This window comes from Pseudomonas japonica, from assembly GCF_900188455.1.
Lineage (GTDB): Bacteria > Pseudomonadota > Gammaproteobacteria > Pseudomonadales > Pseudomonadaceae > Aquipseudomonas > Aquipseudomonas japonica.
The window spans coordinates 354,141-373,363 of record NZ_FZOL01000001.1 but is presented as its reverse complement, the minus strand read 5'-3'; the positions used below and the strand labels follow the sequence as shown (position 1 = coordinate 373,363).

The 19,223-nt window shown below is 63.3% G+C and carries 15 protein-coding genes; 6 read left to right on the top strand and 9 right to left on the bottom strand.

The annotated features are described in order from the left end of the window. Window positions 1-31 precede the first annotated feature (31 nt). Together CHB99_RS01595 and CHB99_RS01590 are read right to left on the bottom strand one after the other, a co-directional pair. On the bottom strand, window positions 32-1,414 hold the full coding sequence (locus CHB99_RS01595; RefSeq protein ID WP_042122645.1) for a sensor histidine kinase: 1,383 nt from the start codon (window positions 1,412-1,414) through the stop codon (window positions 32-34). Further along, window positions 1,407-2,078: a response regulator gene (locus CHB99_RS01590; protein WP_042122643.1), complete on the bottom strand. Its 672-nt coding sequence runs from the start codon at window positions 2,076-2,078 to the stop codon at window positions 1,407-1,409. Before CHB99_RS01590 ends, CHB99_RS01595 begins: the two co-directional genes overlap by 8 nt. 203 nt (window positions 2,079-2,281) lie before the next feature. Between CHB99_RS01590 and CHB99_RS01585 the strand changes: the two genes are divergently transcribed. From CHB99_RS01585 to CHB99_RS01565, 5 genes are all read left to right on the top strand, one after another. After that, window positions 2,282-3,568, top strand: coding sequence for an OprD family porin (locus CHB99_RS01585; RefSeq protein ID WP_042122642.1), 1,287 nt, complete (start codon window positions 2,282-2,284; stop codon window positions 3,566-3,568). Between the two features lie 35 nt (window positions 3,569-3,603). Further along, on the top strand, window positions 3,604-4,584 hold the full coding sequence (locus tag CHB99_RS01580; RefSeq protein WP_042122640.1) for a Bug family tripartite tricarboxylate transporter substrate binding protein: 981 nt from the start codon (window positions 3,604-3,606) through the stop codon (window positions 4,582-4,584). Window positions 4,585-4,720: 136 nt separating this feature from the next. After that, the gene (locus CHB99_RS01575; RefSeq protein ID WP_042122638.1) at window positions 4,721-5,179 is read left to right on the top strand and encodes a tripartite tricarboxylate transporter TctB family protein; all 459 of its coding nucleotides are present in this window, start codon (window positions 4,721-4,723) and stop codon (window positions 5,177-5,179) included. 1 nt (window position 5,180) lies between these two features. Beyond that, on the top strand, window positions 5,181-6,695 hold the full coding sequence (locus tag CHB99_RS01570) for a tripartite tricarboxylate transporter permease (RefSeq protein WP_042122636.1): 1,515 nt from the start codon (window positions 5,181-5,183) through the stop codon (window positions 6,693-6,695). Next, window positions 6,688-7,734, top strand: a complete 1,047-nt coding sequence (locus CHB99_RS01565; RefSeq protein ID WP_042122634.1) for an AbrB family transcriptional regulator — start codon at window positions 6,688-6,690, stop codon at window positions 7,732-7,734. Before CHB99_RS01570 ends, CHB99_RS01565 begins: the two co-directional genes overlap by 8 nt. Before the next feature lie 214 nt (window positions 7,735-7,948). Here CHB99_RS01565 and CHB99_RS01560 read toward each other — a convergent pair whose 3' ends face one another. From CHB99_RS01560 to ung, 6 genes are all read right to left on the bottom strand, one after another. Then, the gene (locus CHB99_RS01560; protein WP_245655586.1) at window positions 7,949-9,829 is read right to left on the bottom strand and encodes an autotransporter outer membrane beta-barrel domain-containing protein; all 1,881 of its coding nucleotides are present in this window, start codon (window positions 9,827-9,829) and stop codon (window positions 7,949-7,951) included. A 614-nt stretch (window positions 9,830-10,443) separates the two neighbouring features. Continuing rightward, on the bottom strand, window positions 10,444-12,378 hold the full coding sequence (locus tag CHB99_RS01555; RefSeq protein WP_141137231.1) for a hypothetical protein: 1,935 nt from the start codon (window positions 12,376-12,378) through the stop codon (window positions 10,444-10,446). Between the two features lie 330 nt (window positions 12,379-12,708). Next, window positions 12,709-13,533, bottom strand: coding sequence for a hypothetical protein (locus CHB99_RS01545; RefSeq protein WP_042122625.1), 825 nt, complete (start codon window positions 13,531-13,533; stop codon window positions 12,709-12,711). A gap of 334 nt (window positions 13,534-13,867) precedes the next feature. Then, entirely contained in the window at window positions 13,868-14,554 is a 687-nt protein-coding gene (locus CHB99_RS01540; protein ID WP_042122623.1) for a hypothetical protein, read from the bottom strand. Window positions 14,555-14,678: 124 nt separating this feature from the next. Next, complete coding sequence (locus CHB99_RS01535) at window positions 14,679-16,589, bottom strand: hypothetical protein (protein ID WP_042122621.1); 1,911 nt, start codon at window positions 16,587-16,589, stop codon at window positions 14,679-14,681. Window positions 16,590-16,720: 131 nt separating this feature from the next. Further along, complete coding sequence (gene ung, locus CHB99_RS01530; RefSeq protein ID WP_042122619.1) at window positions 16,721-17,413, bottom strand: uracil-DNA glycosylase; 693 nt, start codon at window positions 17,411-17,413, stop codon at window positions 16,721-16,723. A gap of 128 nt (window positions 17,414-17,541) precedes the next feature. Here ung and CHB99_RS01525 point away from each other — a divergent pair, with 128 nt between their 5' ends. Beyond that, the gene (locus CHB99_RS01525) at window positions 17,542-18,648 is read left to right on the top strand and encodes an enoyl-CoA hydratase/isomerase family protein (protein WP_042122618.1); all 1,107 of its coding nucleotides are present in this window, start codon (window positions 17,542-17,544) and stop codon (window positions 18,646-18,648) included. A gap of 81 nt (window positions 18,649-18,729) precedes the next feature. Here CHB99_RS01525 and CHB99_RS01520 read toward each other — a convergent pair whose 3' ends face one another. After that, a complete protein-coding gene (locus CHB99_RS01520; protein ID WP_042122617.1) occupies window positions 18,730-19,140 on the bottom strand; it encodes a hypothetical protein in 411 nt (136 codons plus the stop codon). Window positions 19,141-19,223: the final 83 nt, after the last annotated feature.

Here is a 19,223-nt window from a genome sequence, read left to right as displayed (position 1 = left end):
GGCAAGCCGCGCTCCTACGGGGGCATGCGCATCAGACCGCGGGATTGAAACTCACCCTGACCTTCAAGCCACCCCTCTCGCCATCATGCAGACTGATCGCCGCCAAATGCGCGCGACAGATCTCGCCGACGATCGCCAGCCCCAGCCCGGTGCCCTGGGCACTGCGCCGGTAGAAACGCTCGAACACCTTGTCGCGCTCGTCCGGCGGAATGCCCGGGCCATCATCCTCCACCTCCAGTTCGCACGGCGCGCTGACCCGCAGGATCACGTTGCCGCCCTTGGGCGTATGGGCCAGCGCGTTGTCCACCAGGTTGCTGAGCAGTTCGTTGAGCAAGGTCGGCTCGCCGCGCACCCACACCGCGGCCTCGGCCTCCAGGGCCAGGGCGATGCCGCGGGCATGGGCCAGGGGCGCCATGGCCATGGCCAGTTCGCGGGTCAGTTGACTCAGGTCGAGCAGTTCGGCGCCGCCCTCGGCGATCGCCCGCGCGCCATTTTCCACCCGGGCCATGGACAGCAGCTGGTTGGCCAGGTGAGTCAGCTTGTCGGTACTCTGCGCCGTGGCTTGCAAGGTGTCGTGCCAGACCTCCGGTTCCTTCGCCCGCAGGCCCAGTTCGACCCGTGCCTTCAGCGCCGCCAGCGGCGTGCGCAGTTCGTGCGCGGCATCGGCGATGAACTGCGCCTGACGCTCGAACTGCTCGCGCAGGCGCTCGGTGAAGTGGTTCAACGCCCCCACGAGCGGGCTCAGTTCCTGCTGCACCTCCACCGTCGGCAGGGGCCGCAGGTCATCCGGCTGGCGCTCTTCCACCGCGCCGCGCAGACGCTCCAACGGGCGCAGCGCCGCACTCACGGCGAACCACACCAGCAGCAACGCGCCCAGCGCCAGCATCCCCAGGCGCAGCAAGGTATCGGCCATCAGGCCGCGGGCCATGCGCACCCGCGCCTCCTCGGTCTCGGCGACACGGATCTCGGCCATGCCATTCATGTTCGGCTCGCTGACCGCCTTGAGCAGGCTGACCACGCGCACGTCCTGGCCCAGGTAACGGGCATCGTAGAAGCGCGCCAGCGCCGGGTAGTCGTCGGTGCGCGGGGTACCCGGCGGCGGCGCGGGAATGTGCTCGTAGCCGGAAATCAGCTTCTGGTGGATGTCGTTGACCTGGTAGTAGATGCGCCCGGCGCTGTCGTAGGCAAAGGTGTCCAGGGCCACGTAGGGCACATCGGCGCTGAGCGTGCCGTCACGCTGCGAGAGGCCGGCGGCGATGGTCCGCGCCGACGCCAGCAGGGTGCGGTCGTAGGCGGTGTCGGCGGCCTCGCGCCCGTTCCAGTAGGCGCTCAGGCCGCTGGCGATCATCAGCACCACCAGCAGCAGCGCGAGGTTCCCCAGCAGGCGCCCACGCAGGCTGCCGGCGTTACGCATCGCGGTGTTCCAGGAGGTAGCCGAGGCCGCGGAAGGTGACGATGGCCACGGCATGGCCATCGAGCTTCTTGCGCAGGCGATGGATGTAGATCTCGATGGCGTCGGCGCTGGCTTCCTCGTCCAGGCCGAACACCTGCGAAGCCAGCTGTTCCTTGCTCATCACCCGCCCGGGACGGGCGATCAGCGCCTCCAGCACGGCCTGCTCGCGGGAGGTCAGGGTCAGCAGCTCGTCGTTGAGGGTGAAGCGCCGGGTGTCGAGGTCGTAGACCAGCGGACCGCAGCGCTGCTGGCGTTCGCCACCGAGCACGCTGCGCCGCAGCAGGGCCTTGACCCGCGCTTCCAGCTCGGTGAGTTCGAACGGCTTGGCCAGGTAGTCGTCGGCGCCGAGGTTGAGGCCGTGGACCCGGTCCTTGACGTCGCTGCGCGCGGTCAGCATCAGCACCGGCAGGGTCTTGCCGCGGGCGCGCAGCCGCGCCAGCACCTCGAAGCCGTCCATCCGCGGCAGGCCCACGTCGAGCACCGCCGCCGCGTAGTCCTCGCTGGCCAGGGCCAGGTCGGCGGCTACCCCGTCGTGCAGCACATCGACGGTCAGGCCCTGGCTTTTCAGGGCCTGGGCCACGCTTTCGGCCAACTGCAGATGGTCTTCGACGAGCAGCACTCGCATCGGTTTCTCCCGGTCGCATCGCGTTCAGTGGCGCGGAGTTTACAGAGGAAGCAGGTCCTGTGAAGCCGCCGCGAGAATGAAAGTCGATTGAAAGGTTAGCGAAAGGTTGAGCCCCTAGCATCGCTTCACGGCCCTCTCCGGGAGCCGAATGAACGAACCGCAGTGTTCGTACCGATAAGAACAATAAACGGGGTCATTCCACGATGCTGTCAGCACAGCCGCGGGCGTTCGCGCCTATCCGTCGTCCTTTCTCTCGCCATCAGATCGCCAGCGCCATCGCCCTTTGCAGCGTCACGCCGCTGAGCCAGGCGGACTTCATCAAGGACAGTTCCGCCACCTTCGAAACCCGCAACATGTATTTCAACCGCGATTTCCGCGACGGCACCAGCGCGCAGCAATCCAAGCGCGACGAATGGGCCCAGGGCTTCATGCTCAACCTGGAATCCGGCTACACCGAAGGCACCGTCGGCTTCGGTGTCGATGCCCTGGGCATGCTCGGGGTCAAGCTCGACTCCAGCCCCGACCGTACCGGCACCGGCCTGCTGCCGACCCACGACGACGGCCGCGCCGCCGACGAATACTCCAAGCTCGGCCTGACCGGCAAGGTCAAGATCTCCGCCACCGAGCTGAAGATCGGCACCCTGATCCCGGAATTGCCGATCCTCAAGCCCAACGACGGGCGCATCCTGCCGCAGACCTTCGAAGGCGGCCTGCTGACCTCGAAGGAACTGAAGAACCTGACCTTCACCGGCGGGCGCCTGGAAAAGGCCAAGGATCGCGATGACAGCAACAAGGAAGACATCGCACTGAACAACAAGAACGGTCGCTTCCTCGGCACCGTGACCGGCAACCACTTCGACCTCGCCGGCGTCGACTACAAGTTCACCGACCGCATCACCGGCAGCTATCACTTCGCCCAGCTCGACGACGTCTACCGCCAGCATTTCGCAGGCCTGGTGGCGACCCAGCCGTTCGGCCCGGGCACCTTCGGCGCCGACCTGCGCCTGGCGCTCAGCGACGACCAGGGCCAGGCCCGCGGCGGCAAGATCGACAACACCTCGCTCAACGGCATGCTCAGCTACGGCCTCAATGGCCACAAGTTCAGCGCCGCCTACCAGAGCATGTCCGGCGACAGCGCCTTCCCCTACGTGGATGGCTCCGACCCGTACCTGGTCAACTTCGTCCAGATCAACGACTTCGCCGGGGCCGACGAGCGCTCCTGGCAAGTGCGTTATGACTACGACTTCGCCAAGATTGGCGTTCCAGGGCTGAGCTTCATGACCCGTTATGTCAACGGGGACAACGTCAGCCTGGCGAACGGCAGCGAAGGCAAGGAATGGGAACGCAACACCGAGCTCAAGTACGTGGTGCAGAGCGGCGCGCTGAAGAACGTCGCCGTCCGTCTGCGCAACGCGACCTACCGCTCGAACTTCGCCCGCGACGCGGACGAGGTGCGGGTGCTGGTGAGCTACAGCGTGGCCCTGTGGTAATCCGCCTATAACAACTAAAGCTACGGAGACTGACGATGACCTTTTCACTGCGCCGAATCGCCCTCGCCACCGGTTGCCTGTTGCTCGCCGGCCAAGTGCTGGCCGGCGAACCGAAACGCCCTGAATGCATCGCCCCGGCCTCGCCGGGCGGTGGCTTCGACCTGACCTGCAAACTGGTGCAGAGCGCCCTGGTCAACGAGAAGATCCTGACCAAGCCGATGCGCGTCACCTACATGCCCGGCGGTGTCGGCGCGGTGGCCTACAACGCCGTGGTCGCCCAGCGTCCGGGCGATGCCGGGACCCTGGTGGCCTGGTCCAGCGGCTCGCTGCTGAACCTGGCCCAGGGCAAGTTCGGCCGCTTCGACGAAAACGCCGTGCGCTGGCTGGCGGCGGTGGGCACCAGCTACGGTGCCATCGCGGTGAAGAAGGACTCGCCCTACAAGACCCTCGACGACCTGGTCGCGGCCTTGAAGAAGGACCCGAGCAAGGTGGTGATCGGTTCCGGCGGCACCGTCGGCAGCCAGGACTGGATGCAGACCGCGCTGATCGCCAAGGCCGCCGGGATCAACCCGCGCGACCTGCGCTACGTTGCCCTGGAAGGCGGCGGCGAGATCGCCACCGCGTTGCTCGGCGGGCACATCCAGGTCGGCAGTACCGACATTTCCGACTCCATGCCGCACATCCAGAGCGGCGACATGCGCCTGCTCGCGGTGTTCGCCGACAAGCGCCTGGACGAGCCGGAGATGAAGGACATCCCGACCGCCAAGGAACAGGGCTACGACATCGTCTGGCCAGTGGTGCGCGGCTTCTATGTGGGGCCGAAGGTCAGCGACGAGGACTACCAGTGGTGGAAGGCTTCGTTCGACAAGCTGCTGGCGTCGGAAGACTTCGCCAAGCTGCGTGACCAGCGCGAGCTGTTCCCGTTCGCCATGACCGGGGAAGAGCTGGACACCTACGTCAAGAAGCAGGTCGCCGACTACAAGTCGCTGGCCCGGGAATTCGGGTTGATCCAGTAAGCCCATTCTCCGGGACCGCGTTGCGGTCCATTCGCAGGCAAGCCAGCTCCTACGGAAGTGATGTATTCCACCGTAGGAGCGTGGCTTGCCCGCGAAGGACTGCAAAGCAGTCCCCTGCCCCACAGAGGACTCTCTGATGATCCTGCAACGCCTCTTCGCCCTGGCCCTGCTGGCGGTCTGCGCCGCCCTGGCCGTGATGGCCTGGCCCTACCAGGCCGCGTTTTCCTACGAACCGGTGGGCCCGCGTGCCTACCCCCTGCTGATGCTCGGCCTGATGGGCCTGGCCCTGGCCTACCTGGCCTTCCGCCCGACACCCATCGTGCGCGGCGAGGACGAGCCGGAACTGGACCGGGAAACCCTGAACAAGATCGGCCTGTGCGTCGGCCTGCTGCTGGTCTTCGCCGCCACCTTCGAACCCCTCGGCTTCATCGTCGCCAGCATCCTCGTCGGCCTGCCGATGGCGCGCCTCTACGGCGGCCGCTGGCTGCCCAGCGCGCTGATCATCGGAGGCATGAGCATCACCCTGTACGTGCTCTTCGACCGCGTGATGGATGTCCCCCTGCCCCTCGGCCTGCTCGACGTTCTGGAGAATTGACATGGATACCTTGAGTTATCTGGGCCAGGGCTTCGGCGTGGCCCTCAGCCCGTACAACCTGGTCACCGCCCTCGCCGGCACCCTGATCGGCACCGTGGTCGGCCTGCTTCCGGGCCTGGGCCCGATCAACGGCGTGGCCCTGCTCATCCCCATCGCCTTCGCCCTCGGCCTGCCACCGGAGTCGGCGCTGATCCTGCTGGCCGCGGTCTACCTGGGCTGCGAGTACGGCGGGCGGATCAGCTCGATCCTGCTCAACATCCCCGGCGAAGCCTCCACCGTGATGACCACCCTCGACGGCTACCCCATGGCCCGCCAGGGCCTGGCCGGGGTGGCGCTGTCGCTGTCGGCGTGGAGTTCGTTCATCGGCGCCTTCATCGCCACCTGCGGCATGGTCCTGTTCGCGCCGCTCCTGGCGAAATGGGCGATCGCCTTCGGACCGGCGGAGTACTTCGTGCTGATGGTGTTCGCCATCGTCGCCCTCGGCGGCATGGCCGGCGACAAGCCGTTGAAGACCTTCATCGCCGCGCTGATCGGCCTGTTCCTCTCCAGTGTCGGCATCGACGCCAACAGCGGCGTGTACCGCTTCACCGGTGACAGCGTGCACCTGGCCGACGGCATCCAGTTCGTCGTGCTGGTCCTGGGCCTGTTCTCCATCAGCGAGATCCTCCTGCTGCTGGAGAAGACCCACCACGGCCACGAGGCGGTGAAAGCCACCGGGCGCATGCTGTTCAACTTCAAGGAAGCGGCCTCGGTATTCCTCGTCAACCTGCGCTGCGGTCTGCTCGGTTTCGTCATGGGCGTGCTGCCCGGCGCCGGCGCGACCCTGGCCAGTGCCGTGGCCTACATGACCGAGAAACGCATCGCCGGTGCCAAGGGCAAGTTCGGCAAGGGCGACGCCCGCGGCCTGGCCGCGCCGGAAACCGCCATCGGTGCCTCCTGCTGCGGCGCCCTGGTGCCGATGCTGACCCTCGGCGTCCCCGGCTCCGGCACCACCGCGGTGATGATCGGCGCGCTGACCCTGTACAACATCACCCCCGGCCCGCTGCTGTTCGAACAGCAACCGGACATCGTCTGGGGCCTGATCGCCTCGCTGTTCATCGCCAACATCATGCTGGTGATCCTCAACATCCCGATGATCCGCCTCTTCACCCGCATCCTCGCCGTGCCGAACTGGGCGCTGGTGCCGGTGATCGCGATCATCACCGCGATCGGCGTCTACGCGGTGCACGCCACCACCTTCGACCTGTTCCTCATGGTCGGCATCGGCATCATGGGCTACATCCTGCGCAAGCTCGACTTCCCGCTGTCGCCGATCCTGCTGGGCTTCATCCTCGGCGGCCTGATGGAACAGAACCTGCGTCGCGCGCTGTCGATCTCCAACGGTGAGCTGCAGATCCTCTGGTCGAGCCCGATCAGCCTGGGTGTGTGGGTCCTGACCGCGCTGATGCTGACCCTGCCGCTGCTGCGCATCTGGCGTCGGCGCGTCCAGCAGCGCCGCGCCCTGGCCAATGTCTGAGGCATCGTTCAGGCAATGGTGGGCAACCCCGCTGGTCGGCCTGGCCGGCGGGTTCGCGGCCAGCGCCATCGGCTGGCCGTTGCCGTTCATGGTCGGGTCGCTGCTGGCGATCATCCTGGTGCGCTGCCTGACCCCGTGGCAGCTCGCCGAAATCCCCAACGGGCGCAAGTGCGGGCAGTGGATCGTCGGCATCGGCATCGGCCTGCACTTCACCCCGCAGGTGGCCGAGCAGGTCGCCAGTCACTTCGGCCTGATCTTCTTCGGTGCGCTGATCACCAGCCTGTCCAGCGTGGTCGGGGTCTGGCTGCTGCGACGCACCGGCGAGGACCGCGCCACGGCGTTCTTCTCCAGCATGCCGGGCGGTTCCGGGGAGATGGTCAACCTTGGCGCGCGCAACGGCGCCAACCTCAGCCGCGTCGCGGCCGGGCAGAGCCTGCGGGTGCTGGTGGTGGTGCTGTGCGTGCCGGCGGCATTCAAGTACCTGCTCGGCGATGGCGTGCCGCTGGTGCATCCGGGCAGCGTGGATTGGGCCTGGCTGGCCGTGGTGTTTCCCCTCGGCGCGCTGGTGGCGTGGATCTGGCAGCGTCTGAAGCAGCCCAATCCGTGGCTGTTCGGACCGTTGCTGGTGGCGGGGGTGGCCAGTATCGGCTGGAACCTGCACCTGGGCCTGCCGGATGGCGCCAGCCAGATCGGCCAGTGGTTGATCGGCAGCGGTCTGGGTTGTCACTTCAACCGCGCGTTCTTCCGACGCGCGCCGTCGTTCCTGGCCAGGACCCTGGCGGCCACCGTGCTGACCATGCTGATCGCCGCCATTGCCGCCCTGGCATTGAGCGCGGCGACCAACCTGGACCTGCGCTCGCTGACCCTGGGCATGATGCCCGGCGGCATCGCCGAGATGAGTTTGACCGCGGAGACGCTGCAGCTGTCGGTGCCGCTGGTGACGGCGTTGCAGATGATGCGGTTGTTGTTCGTGCTGTTTCTGGCCGAGCCGTTGTTTCGGCATTGGCACGGCGAGGTGAATCGTCCTTCCGCTCTTTGATGGCTTGTGGATGGCCCGTATCGTGGATATCTCGTACCGCGGATGACTCGTATCACGGATGACTCGTATCGCGGATGACTCGTAGGAGCGTGGCTTGCCCGCGAAAGGACCGCGCCAGCGGTCCCGATCGGCGCCCGACACCTGGGACCGCTGGCGCGGTCCTTTCGCGGGCAAGCCACGCTCCTACGAGGGGGTCATCCCAAGCGAGTCAGCCTTACCAGAAATACCGCAGCCCGACGTTCATGCTGTAAGGCATCTCGATATTCTTGCCATTGCTGTACTCGAAGTCGGCATGCACCTGGAAGTCCTTCGACAGCGACAGCGCCACCCCGGCGCCCAGCTCGCCACGCGAACCGGACAGGTCGTTGTTGAAGCTGTTGTCGTTGACCTTGACCTCGTTGTTCTTGACGAACTCGTGGGCCACGGCGGCCTTCAGGTACGGCTGGACGATACGGCCCTGACCCAGGTCGTAGGTCTTGCCCACGGTGGCACCGACCTTGCCCAGCAGCGAGCGGGTGGCGTCGCCATCGGCTTCCATGCCGTTGTCGAAGCGGTAGTCCTTGGACTGGATCACGGTGCCGGCGATCTGCGCGTAAGGCTCGACGAAGAAACCGTCGTTCAGCTTGATATGCCGGCCCACTTCCACCGAACCACCGATACCGTGGTTGTCGTAGTCGCCCTTGGTCCGCTCGCCGTCGCTCAGACCGACCTTGGCGTGGTTCTGGTAGCGGTTGTACTTGATCACGGTATCGACGTAGTAGCCGCTCGCCGCATCCAGCCAGGTGGCATAGCCGCCCAGGTAGTAGCTGTCGATGGTGCCGGAGGTACCGTGGGCCAGGTTCAGGTCCGATTTGCTGTAGCCGGCCAGGGCGCCGATCAGCCATTGACCGTCGCCGTAGGGCAGCGGCGCGTCGGCACCGAAGGACATGCCCTGCTGGTTCTGCGTGTAGCCGACCCCGGAAGAGGCATCGGCGACATTGTGCTGGCTGCCGTGGGCGCGCACCCAGAGCCCGCTGGAGCGGCCTTCGCTGTAGCGCAGTTCACCCATGCGCGTGCGCAGGGTGGTCAGCTCGCCGTAGAACACGGTCGGCGCCACGCCGTACAGGGCCATGATGGTCTTGGTGGCGGGGCTGATTTCGCGGCTTTCCGGATCGAGGTACCAGTCGGTGCCTTCCTGCTTGAGCTTGTAGGAATAGGTACCGAGGTCGACCTGACCACCCACCAGGCTGAACGCCGCGTCGCCGCCACCGGTGTGCACCACGTGCAGCGGGTTGCCCGCGGCCGGATCGGTGCCGCTGGCGCTGATCAGCAGGTCATAGCTGCCATTCGCGGCGCCGGTGACGTTGAGGAAGTCGGTGGCATTGCTGGCAAAGTTCGAACCCATGACGAAGGTGCCGTTGCCGGACAGCGATTCGAGGTTGAGGGTGTAGAAGGCGTCGGTATCGCCCATGGTCACCCGGCCGCCATTCAGGGTCAGGCTGCCGACGCTGCTGTCGCCGGTCATCATCCACTGCGAAGTGCTGTCGATAGTGGCGGCCTGGACGTTCTGCATGCGCCCGGTGAACTGCGAATTGTTGGCCAAGCCAACGTTCGCGGTGCCGCCCTCGGCGACGATCAGGTCGCCGGTCAGGCTGCCGCTGTCGAAGTCGAAGGTGCCGGTGCTGGTGGCATCGACGTTGATATTGCCGCTGAGGTTGCTTTGCCCGACCTGGACGGTGGCGATGGAACCCTCGAGCACGTCGATGATGGTGCCGTTGCCGCCGGTGAGGGTGGTGCCGTTGAGGAGGTCGATGTTGGCGGTGGCGCCACGGATCAGTTCGATGGCCGAGCCGGCCTGGCCGGTGACCTGGGTGCCGTTGAGGACCAGGGTGCCGACGCGGGTCGTGTCAAGGTCGTCCTGGCGAATGGAAATGCCCTCGCCCCCACCGGTAATGCTGCCCCCTTGCGCGCGTATAACGCCGGAATTGGTCATCAGACCGATACCGTCAGCGTTGGTGGCGGTCAGCGTGCTGTCAGTCAGTTCCAGGGTACTGGCCCCGCTGACGTGCGCACCGGCGATAGCACCGGTAATGACGCTGTCCGTGACCAGGGCCAAGGAACCTTCCCCGGTTGTGGCATCAACACCAATCGCGATTCCTAGCCTGTTAGCACTGGTAACCTGGGTACCCGTCATGTTCAGGGTAGAACCCGCCAAAGTAATGGCCCCACCTCCCGTGAACTGCTTATCCGTAACCGAACCACCATTTAGGTTGATGGTGGAATTAGCATCCGCGAAAATATCGAAAGTATTTGCCCCCGTAGCGTTCAAAGTGCCGCCGTTGTCCACATTATATGTGGTCGCTAGCGTACTCGAGTCGATATCCAGAACAACACCATCGACGGTTTCCGCATTGGCCAGCCGAACGTGCAGCAACAATGGAATCAATAGAAACAGTGGTGCAACACGAAGAGCGCGTCGCCCGGACATACAAACTTGAGTAGCCATACAATTAATACCTACGTTGATTATTCGAAGGGTCCATCAAACAATTGAGAAAAACCTGCTCCGAGCGACATCCATTTTTCGGGAACGTAGACTAGTAATTATCCTACAGAAACGTCTGTAGGGATTTTCAACAAGGCACATACGAAAAATCGTCTATCCAGTACGACGCGTTTCATTTCAGACAAGCCCGACAACAAAGTTCCGGGCCTGTACAGGTGCAGCGATCAAGGGCAGAGAGGGTTGCCCGGGCCTGGTTTCTGCCGGCTGTAGCGAACGTAGTGCAGCGCGGAGGTCCCGCTCACGTCACCCCGCTCGAGACTCCATCCGACCACGATCGCGCCCGTTTCCACGGACAGGAGGTGGTCACCCCACGGCACGTTGACGATAGCGGCGCCGGCATCCTGCTCCTCGATGCTCACCCGGTGGCGGAACTCACGGCGGCTGTCCTCGACGGGAGTGGTCGGAACAGGACTGCCCAGGGGGGGATAAGTCGAGTCCAGAACGAAGTCCAGGGAGATCACATCGTCTTCAAGGAAGGGATAGGTCAGTAGAACGTTGACCCCGTTCTTCCATGGCTCGTTGTTGCAGTTGATGACGTCGACCTCCAAGTCCCGATCAGGGAATTCGCACACCGGCAGATCTTCCAGATTGTTCACCGTCACGACGATATCGGTATTCGGCGACTGTTGGGCGTTTTCCGGTTTGCCGGTGGGATAGATGCGATAGAACGCCTGGATAGTACCGTTGCCGACGGTATTGATCAGTGCCCAGAGCAGCGTTACCGTTACCTCGCCCGCGTCGATATCTCCTTGAGCAATCGCAACCGCTGCCCCCACGGGATTGTCGAGGCTCCCGTAATACACCTGGATCATGTCCCCGACATTGGCCGGAGTGAACATCGGTACGACGATCGTGGCGTCCTGGGTTTTGTCCGCGGTAACGATCGCGTTGGTTTGCCCCGAGAAACTGGTCAATTCCAGCAGCTCGAGCATCGGGTTGACGATATCCGGCTCTTCCGGGTTGACCGGTCCGGTGGACTGCAGGTCGACGTCGACGGTGATCTCGCCCGATTCGAACACCGCACCCCCACGGTTCACTTCGTAATACACGGTGGCGGTGTACACGTCGCCGTGCATGGCGATCTCGTCGAATGGCACGTCGTCGAAGGTATCCGGAAACCAGTGGGAATCCTGCGCCCGCCCCTGCCAGTGCACGGTGAAGAAATCGCCATCCATGGGCTCGGTGTAGTTGTGGAACACCGCCACCCCATCACGGGCATCGTCCAGGGTGATCGTCGGTGCTTCGGGAATATCGGGCGGGTTGAGGACCGGGGCCGGCGCTTTGTGGTAACGGGCCGTTTCCTCCAGCGACTCGGTCGTGCGATTGCCCGCGCGATCGCTGAGGGTATAGGTCAGCTCGAGCTCGCCTGGCTGCAGGGTATCGAAAAAGGCCTTGCTAATCGTGAACCCGAACGGGGGCAGGGCGGGCTCGTCCGCCACTACCACCTCAGAATTGATATAGAAGGTGAAGGTGTCACCCTCCCTGTGCGCGGAAAACGGTGGGATGGTGAAAATTACACCCCCATGCTCATCCAGGTATTCCTGGGTAATATCCTTGCCATTGGGCAGGTCGGCGGGCAGCTGGATCGCATCCGGTTGCTGATCGGAGTTGGGATCGATGATATCGACGAAGAAAGGCGCGGGGATACTTTCCGAGGAATTCGCGTCGCCGTGGTAATAGGCCATCCATGTTACGGTGTGAATACCGTGTTCGAACTGATGGTCTCCGAGCGCGAGTGTCACCTCGATAGGCGGTGTGAAACCGGACGGCACTCTTACCAGATAACCGAAAGGGTCATCATCGACCGCGAAGCTCAGACTGTAATCCTCTCCCCGCATACTATCCCAGGCACTGACGCGGGCAACCACACCGGTGGCCAGATCGACACGCCGCAGCGTATTTTGCTGATTATCGCTATTATCCGGCAGCGCATTCGCGATCTCAGCCGGATCGAGTTCGTCGAGAACGCCACCCGCAATACCCACTTTCGGCGCCAGGCGCTTGTTTCTGGCCGCGCGAGTCCGCTCTGCGCCAGCTTGCTTGGCCTGGATCACCCGTAGTTTTTTCATGTCCGAAGACAGTTTCTCGATATCGTTCATGATCGAGACTCCTTGTTGAAGCGTTCACTGTTGACCTTTCTTGCAAAAGGCCGCCTCGGAAGTACCGTATCTGGCACTCCTATTTAAATTGCATACCCCAATAGCCATGACAGGGAGATCTCGAGACCAAAAAGTTTCGACTTGCTTCCCGCTTGGTCAACGTACCCTGAAACGATGACTTCCTGTCAATAACCATCATCAGATCGCTCCCTGCAGAAGCTTCGAAAAGTTACTGCTTGATTTTCCCCGTCGAAGCATCTTTATTCAGCAAATAAACTACTCAAGAAAAGTCGCACCAGACAGAAACATCAGCTACACACGCCTCGCCCATCAAGGCACGAACTTTCGATAATACACTCGCTTTGGAAGCGCATTGATAGTGCGGTTACCTGCACGATCGCTGATGGAATAAGTCAGAACCAATTCACCTTGCTCCAGCCCATCGAACGTCGGCTTGTAGACAACAAAGGAATACGGTGCCACTGCTGCCTGGTCCAAAATCAATGTGTCATTGATGAAGAACTGAAACGTATCTCCCGGTCTCGGATCGAGGAAAGGCGGCAGAGTGAAAATCACACCACCATGCTGTTCCAGGTACTCCTGTGTAATTTCATCGTTGGGTAGCCCCGTTGGAAGTAATACCGGCTCGGGCTGTTGCTGTACGTTGGGATCGATGATATCGATGAAGAAAGGCGCGGGGATACTTTCCGAGGAATTCGCGTCGCCGTGGTAAAAGGCACTCCATATTACGGTGTGAACACCGTGCTCGAACTGATGATCTCCAAGCGCCAGTGTCACCTCGATAGGCGGAGTGAAACCGGTCGGGACTGTGACCAGATAACCGTAGGGATCATTATCGACCGCGAAGGTCAAATCATAATCTTCTCCCCGCATACCATCCCAGGCACTGACGCGAACAACCACACCGGTAACCAGATCGGCACGCTGCAACGTATTGTGTTGACCATCGCCATTATCCGGCAGCGCATTCACAATCTCCGCCGGATCGAGCTGTTCGAGAACTCCGCTCGCGATACCCACTTTCGGCGCCAGGCGCTTGTTTCTGGCCGCGCGGGTCTGCTCTGCACCGGCTTGCTTGGCCTGGGTTGCCCGTAGTTTTTTAATGTCCGAAGACAGTTTCTCGATATCGTTCATGATCGAGACTCCTTGTTGAAACGTTCACTGTTGACCTTTCTCGCGAAAGGCCGCCGCGGAAGAACCGGGCCCGGTAACTTTCCGTCAAGACTCCCTACCCCGAAAACATTCAGGGAAACCGCACGACCAGCACTTCAATGAATGCCTGTTGTTATCCCGTCAGGCCATTGCCCCCGAACAGGAACTCGCCATAACTCACTTCGTCAGATCGCTCCTTGCACAAGCATCGAAACGATACTTTCCGAACGACCGAGGTACTTCCGATGAGTTTCGACAACTTTCACACCCCCGTAGCCGGGCAGGACTCAAGATCGACACGCTGTTCCGATGAAAGTCAGGACGTGTGATAGTCGACCCGTTTCGGCACGGCATTGATCGTGCGGTTACCAGCACGATCGCTGATGGAATAGGTCAGGACGAGTTCACCGCCCTGCAGCCCGGCAAACACCGTTTTATCGACAAGAAAGCTGTACGGCGCCACTGCCGGCCGATCCAGAATCAGTTCATCGTCGATGAAGAAGCGAAAGGAATCTCCCGGCTTCGGATCGAGGAACGCCGGCAGGGTGAAGGTCACGCCGCCATGTTGCTCCAGGTAGTCCTGGGTGATGTCACCGTCGGGCAGATCCGCGGGGAGCAGGAGCTGATCGGGTTGCTGATAGACATTGGGATCGATGATATCGACGTAGAAGTTGGTCGGTTCGCCCACCGCGATATTCCCAGTGTCCAGGTCCATTGATCTCCAACCGAGCGTGTGGCGTCCATGCGCGAACATGTGGTCAACCAGTGGAATGCTGAGTTCCAGCGGTTCGAAATCGGCGGGAACCTCGATCTCATAACCATAGTCATCATCATCGATTCTGAACGATAACTCATACCGCGGAGTGACCATCTCATCCCAGGGCCGCACCAGCACTTTCACGCCCTTGGGCAGTTCGAGACGCGCCAGGGTATTTTCCTGTCCGTCACCGTTATCGGGCAGTGCATTGATGATCAAGAGAGGGTCGAGCTGTTTCGATTTCATGCTATTGGTCCTTCTTCAAGTGCCACGAAGTGGCGTTCCAAATGAAACTTTCCTGCCGTTCAGTAAATTCCAAATTTGCAAAGTCCGCACCTGACAAAAATATCAGGTAGCCCCTTCCGCTCCGTCAGGAAGTTCCATCGCAGGGTTTGTCATTGCCGGGTCGCACCAGGGATATCTTGATGACTTTATTCGGGGGAAAACCTGGCGTGCCGTCGACTTTGCTCAGGCGATAAGCGACGTTGGCCGAACCGTCTTCGAGCTGGAGGGGCAACACCAGGTCGGTGAAGCGCTCCATCAGCACCTCGAACCCGTCCCGCGCGTCCTCGGCCGTCAACGTCCTGGGGGGGAACCACACCACTTCGGTAATCGGCTGCTCGCCGGTGGTGCCGCGGGACAATTCCCAACTCATCTCGATGACATCGTTCGCTTCCAGGACTTCAGGGTTGCCTGGAATCATCACGCGAATGCCGTTCCAGGGCTCATCCTCACAGGCGATCCAGCCGAAGATCGAGGAATCGGGAAACGACACCGGCTGCAACCCCTCCACCGGGCGCACCGACACCCGTACCAGGGTGTCCCCCGAGCGCTGTCCGTTGACGCCGTTGGAAACCCAGTACCAGACCGGCAGCGCCGCGCTGTTGCCCACCGCCTCGATGATTTCCCAGGGCACGCTGAATTCGATCTCCTGGCGCGGCTGGTCGCCGGGCTGCACACGGTAGCTCGCCGCCACCTGCGGATGATCGCCCCAGTACAGTTCGAGCCGTTCCCCGGCTACCGGGTTGGCGTAGAGATCGACCACCACCCGCGCGTCCTGGCCATGGTCGACACCGACCAGGACGTTGTCACCCGTGAGGCCCTTGACCACCGCCAGGTCCAGCGTCGGGTTGATCGGATCCGGACCGATCGGGTCGGGCCCCGCCACCGTCAGGTCGACGGTGAAACGGGTGACGGGCGAGTCGACGCCTGGAGCGCTGCCGCGCTGCCAGCGATAGAGCACTTCACAGGGCACCGGTGCGGCGAAGCCGTCGGCCGAGAGAATGTCCCAACTGACCGGAATGCGCTCCGGCCAGCCGGGTGGATCGCCCAGGGTCACCAGCGGCAGCGGTCGGCCGTTCCACCAGGCCTGCAGCGTGTCGCCGGCCTGGGTATCGCTGATCTGGCCGATTTCCACCACGACACCGGCGCGCACGTCTTCCAGGTCGACGAGGTTGTCGAGTGTCGCCGCGGGCACCACCGGCGCCGGGAAGTCGTCGGGGATCGCCGGCAGGTCGATCACATCGATCGGCACCGGGATGGACGGGTCGTTGCGATTCCCCGAACGATCGCTGAGGACGTAGTAACCGTGCTGGGTGCCGTTACCCTTGAGATGCAGGATGTCCGCCGAATAGGCGAACTCGATGGGCGTGCCCGGTTGCAGGTGCTCCGGCGTGATCACCAGCGTGTCCACCGCCGCGGCATCGATGAGCGTGCCCCAGTAGAAATGCACGATGTCGCCGACCTTCATGTCGGTCCAGCGCGGCACTTCCACCGGCAAGTGGTTGCCATTCTCTGACAGCCACTTTGCGGTCAGGCCTTTGTTCACCACATCGTCCGGGAAGATCAGTTTAGCGCCCGGGTTGTTGCCATTGGGCGCGCGGTGGTCGATCTCGACCAGCACCTCTTCCGAGAGCGCGAAGTTGCCGTCCTCGCCGAACGCCCTGTACCACAGGGCCGTCGTGCCTGGCAGGTTGAACTGATCGGTCGGCACCGAAAAATGCAGCGGGAAATCCGCTACGGCATCGTAGGGTTTCTCCAGCCTGATAACGTCGACCCGTTGCTCGCCCCAGTAGAGCTCCATATCGAGCCAACGGGCGAAGGTCTCTTCATAACCGCCCCAGGCTTCGGTTACCTCGACGACCAGCGCCTCGCCCTGGAACTCGACCGGCACCAGCCAGGTGGTTTCACCCGGCAGCGGCGGCAGCGCATCGGGAACGATAGGGGCCTTCAGCAGACTGGTTGCCGCGGCACAACTTGCACAACAGGTTTTTCCCACCATGAGCGAACTCTCCAAGTGGCCCTGCGCCCCCCGGAACACCGGCTCGGGGGCACATGGGCAAAGACACTCGGATCATTTAATGCTCAAGGCGACGATTGCGAAACTGACAAAAATATCAGGTACCGCGTGTTTTACAGGGGGGGAATGCGCCAGTCGATCGGGCTCAGGCCGTGCTGCACGAGGAAGGTGTTGGTGCGACTGAAATGCCCGCAACCGAGGAAGCCGCGGTAGGCCGAGAGCGGCGACGGATGCACCGAGGTCAGCACCAGGTGCCGGGTGGCATCGATCAGCTTGCGCTTGCTCTGGGCATGCGCGCCCCAGAGCAGGAACACGGTGTTGGGCTGCTGCTCGCTGACCACCTGGATGATCCGGTCGGTGAAGTGCTGCCAGCCGCGGTTGGCGTGGGACGCGGCGTTGGCGCGCTCGACCGTCATGGTGGTGTTGAGCAGCAGCACGCCCTGCTCGGCCCAGGACTGCAGGTAGCCGTGGCGCGGGATCTCGATGTTGAGGTCGCGCTGCAGTTCCTTGTAGATGTTGACCAGCGACGGCGGCGTCGGCACCCCGGGCTGCACCGAGAAGCACAGGCCATGGGCCTGGCCCGGGCCGTGGTACGGGTCCTGGCCGAGGATCACTACCTTGACCTGGTCCAGCGGCGTGGAATTCAGGGCATTGAAGATCAGCGGGCCGGGCGGGTAGATCTCCTTGCCGGCGGCCTTTTCCTGGCGCAGGAATTCGCGCAGTTCGTGCATGTAGGGCTGGTCGAATTCAGCGCGCAGCGCTTCCTTCCAGCTGGGTTCGAGCTTGATACGGTCGTCGTCGGTCATGGGGGCATCCGTTGAACAATGGGGCGGACACTAGGAAAGCTGTCCGCGCTTGTCAATCGATCCGACCGGCGACCGGCACGATCCTGCGCAGCGACCATACTTGTCGGGTCTTGATCGCGAGGTTGTCCATGTCCGTGCAGTTCGAAGTACTCACCGGTGTCGATGGCGCGCGCCTGGCCATCGCCACCCTGGATGCGCCAGCAAGCCTGAACGCGCTGTCGCTGCCGATGATCGAGCAGTTGAGCAGCCACCTGCGCGCCTGGGCGCAGGACCCGGCGATCGTCTGCGTGCTGCTGCGCGGCAATGGCGCCAAGGCCTTCTGCGCCGGTGGCGAGGTGCGCAGCCTAGTCGAGGCCTGCCGCGCGCATCCCGGCGAGGTGCCGCCGCTGGCGGCGACCTTCTTCGCGGCCGAATACCGGCTCGATCACCTGTTGCATCACTATCCCAAACCGCTGCTGTGCTGGGGCCACGGGCATGTGCTCGGCGGCGGCATGGGCCTGCTGCAGGGCGCCGGGGTGCGCATCGTCACGCCGTCGAGCCGCCTGGCGATGCCGGAAATCAGCATCGGCCTGTACCCGGACGTCGGCGGCGGCTGGTTTCTCTCGCGCCTGCCCGGGCGCCTCGGTCTGTTTCTCGGCCTGACCGGCGCGCCGATCAATGCCCGCGACGCCCTCGACCTGGGCCTGGCGGATCGCTTCATGCAGGAAGAGGCGCAGGACGAACTGATCGACGGCCTGCTGCAGTTGAACTGGCAGGAACAGACCGCCATGCAGCTTGGCAGTCTGCTCAAGGCCCTGGAACAGGAAGCCCGCGACGCGTTGCCGGCGGCGCAATGGCTGCCACGAAGGGAACGCATCGACCGGCTGCTCGACGTCAGCGATCCGGCCTGCGCCTGGCGCGCCATCGCGCCTCTGGCGCAGCAGGAGGACACCGTGCTGGCGAGTGCCGCGCGCAATCTGCTCAAGGGTTGTCCGCTGACCGCGCACCTGGTCTGGGAACAACTGGCGCGGGCGCGCTACCTGTCACTCGGGCAGGTATTGCAGATGGAGTACGCGATGAGCCTGAACTGCTGTCGTCACCCGGAATTCAGCGAAGGCGTGCGCGCCCGCCTGCTGGACAAGGACAACGCCCCGCGCTGGCACTGGCCGGATGTCGCCCAGGTGCCGGCGGCGGTGGTGCAGGCGCATTTCGGCAAGGCCTGGGAAGGCCGGCATCCGCTGGCGGATCTGCTCTGATCAAACAACAGGGGCCGTGCAAAACCTTGTGGGAGCGAGCTCGCGAAGGGCTGCAAAGCAGCCCCAGGCGGTGAGAAGAGATCAGTGATAGCGATCGCGGCCCCGCTCCCGACCATCGCGGTCGCCCCACTGGCGCTGGTGACCACGCCAGTCGTCGCGGTTGCCGCGATCACGACCGCGGTCCCAGCCGCGGTTGCCGGGGCGACCCGGGCCGTCATGCCGGCCACGGCCATCGTAGTAGCGCTGATCCGGTACCGGGTAAGGCCGGTGATACGAGGGCGCCGGCGGGTAGTAGCGCGGTGCCGGTGCGTAGTAGCGCCGTGGCTGCGGCACCACGTAATAACCGCGGTTGTACGAACGGTCGTAGTAACCGGGATAGGCGTAACGGTCGGCGGAATAGACATCGGTGCGATAGTAGCTGGAGCCTCCATACGGCACACAGGCGGTGATCAACGAACCCAATACGGCAAGCAGAGCAAGTCGGCGATACATGGCGGCCTCCCGGACCGCGGAACTGCCGTTTCCAGCGGCGCTGGACGGCGTCGATCGGCAAGCGTTCATCGACATGGAATCAG

Bases quoted from the DNA above. Each gene is read 5' to 3' on its own strand.
- CHB99_RS01570 (WP_042122636.1), top strand. From the start codon at position 5,181: ATGGATACCTTGAGTTATCTGGGCCAGGGCTTCGGCGTGGCCCTCAGC.
- CHB99_RS01540 (WP_042122623.1), bottom strand. From the start codon at position 14,554: ATGAAATCGAAACAGCTCGACCCTCTCTTGATCATCAATGCACTGCCC.
- CHB99_RS01575 (WP_042122638.1), top strand. From the start codon at position 4,721: ATGATCCTGCAACGCCTCTTCGCCCTGGCCCTGCTGGCGGTCTGCGCC.
- CHB99_RS01585 (WP_042122642.1), top strand. From the start codon at position 2,282: ATGCTGTCAGCACAGCCGCGGGCGTTCGCGCCTATCCGTCGTCCTTTC.
- CHB99_RS01525 (WP_042122618.1), top strand. From the start codon at position 17,542: ATGTCCGTGCAGTTCGAAGTACTCACCGGTGTCGATGGCGCGCGCCTG.
- CHB99_RS01545 (WP_042122625.1), bottom strand. From the start codon at position 13,533: ATGAACGATATCGAGAAACTGTCTTCGGACATTAAAAAACTACGGGCA.
- ung (WP_042122619.1), bottom strand. From the start codon at position 17,413: ATGACCGACGACGACCGTATCAAGCTCGAACCCAGCTGGAAGGAAGCG.
- CHB99_RS01580 (WP_042122640.1), top strand. From the start codon at position 3,604: ATGACCTTTTCACTGCGCCGAATCGCCCTCGCCACCGGTTGCCTGTTG.
- CHB99_RS01590 (WP_042122643.1), bottom strand. From the start codon at position 2,078: ATGCGAGTGCTGCTCGTCGAAGACCATCTGCAGTTGGCCGAAAGCGTG.
- CHB99_RS01565 (WP_042122634.1), top strand. From the start codon at position 6,688: ATGTCTGAGGCATCGTTCAGGCAATGGTGGGCAACCCCGCTGGTCGGC.
- CHB99_RS01555 (WP_141137231.1), bottom strand. From the start codon at position 12,378: ATGAACGATATCGAGAAACTGTCTTCGGACATGAAAAAACTACGGGTG.
- CHB99_RS01535 (WP_042122621.1), bottom strand. From the start codon at position 16,589: ATGGTGGGAAAAACCTGTTGTGCAAGTTGTGCCGCGGCAACCAGTCTG.
- CHB99_RS01595 (WP_042122645.1), bottom strand. From the start codon at position 1,414: ATGCGTAACGCCGGCAGCCTGCGTGGGCGCCTGCTGGGGAACCTCGCG.
- CHB99_RS01520 (WP_042122617.1), bottom strand. From the start codon at position 19,140: ATGTATCGCCGACTTGCTCTGCTTGCCGTATTGGGTTCGTTGATCACC.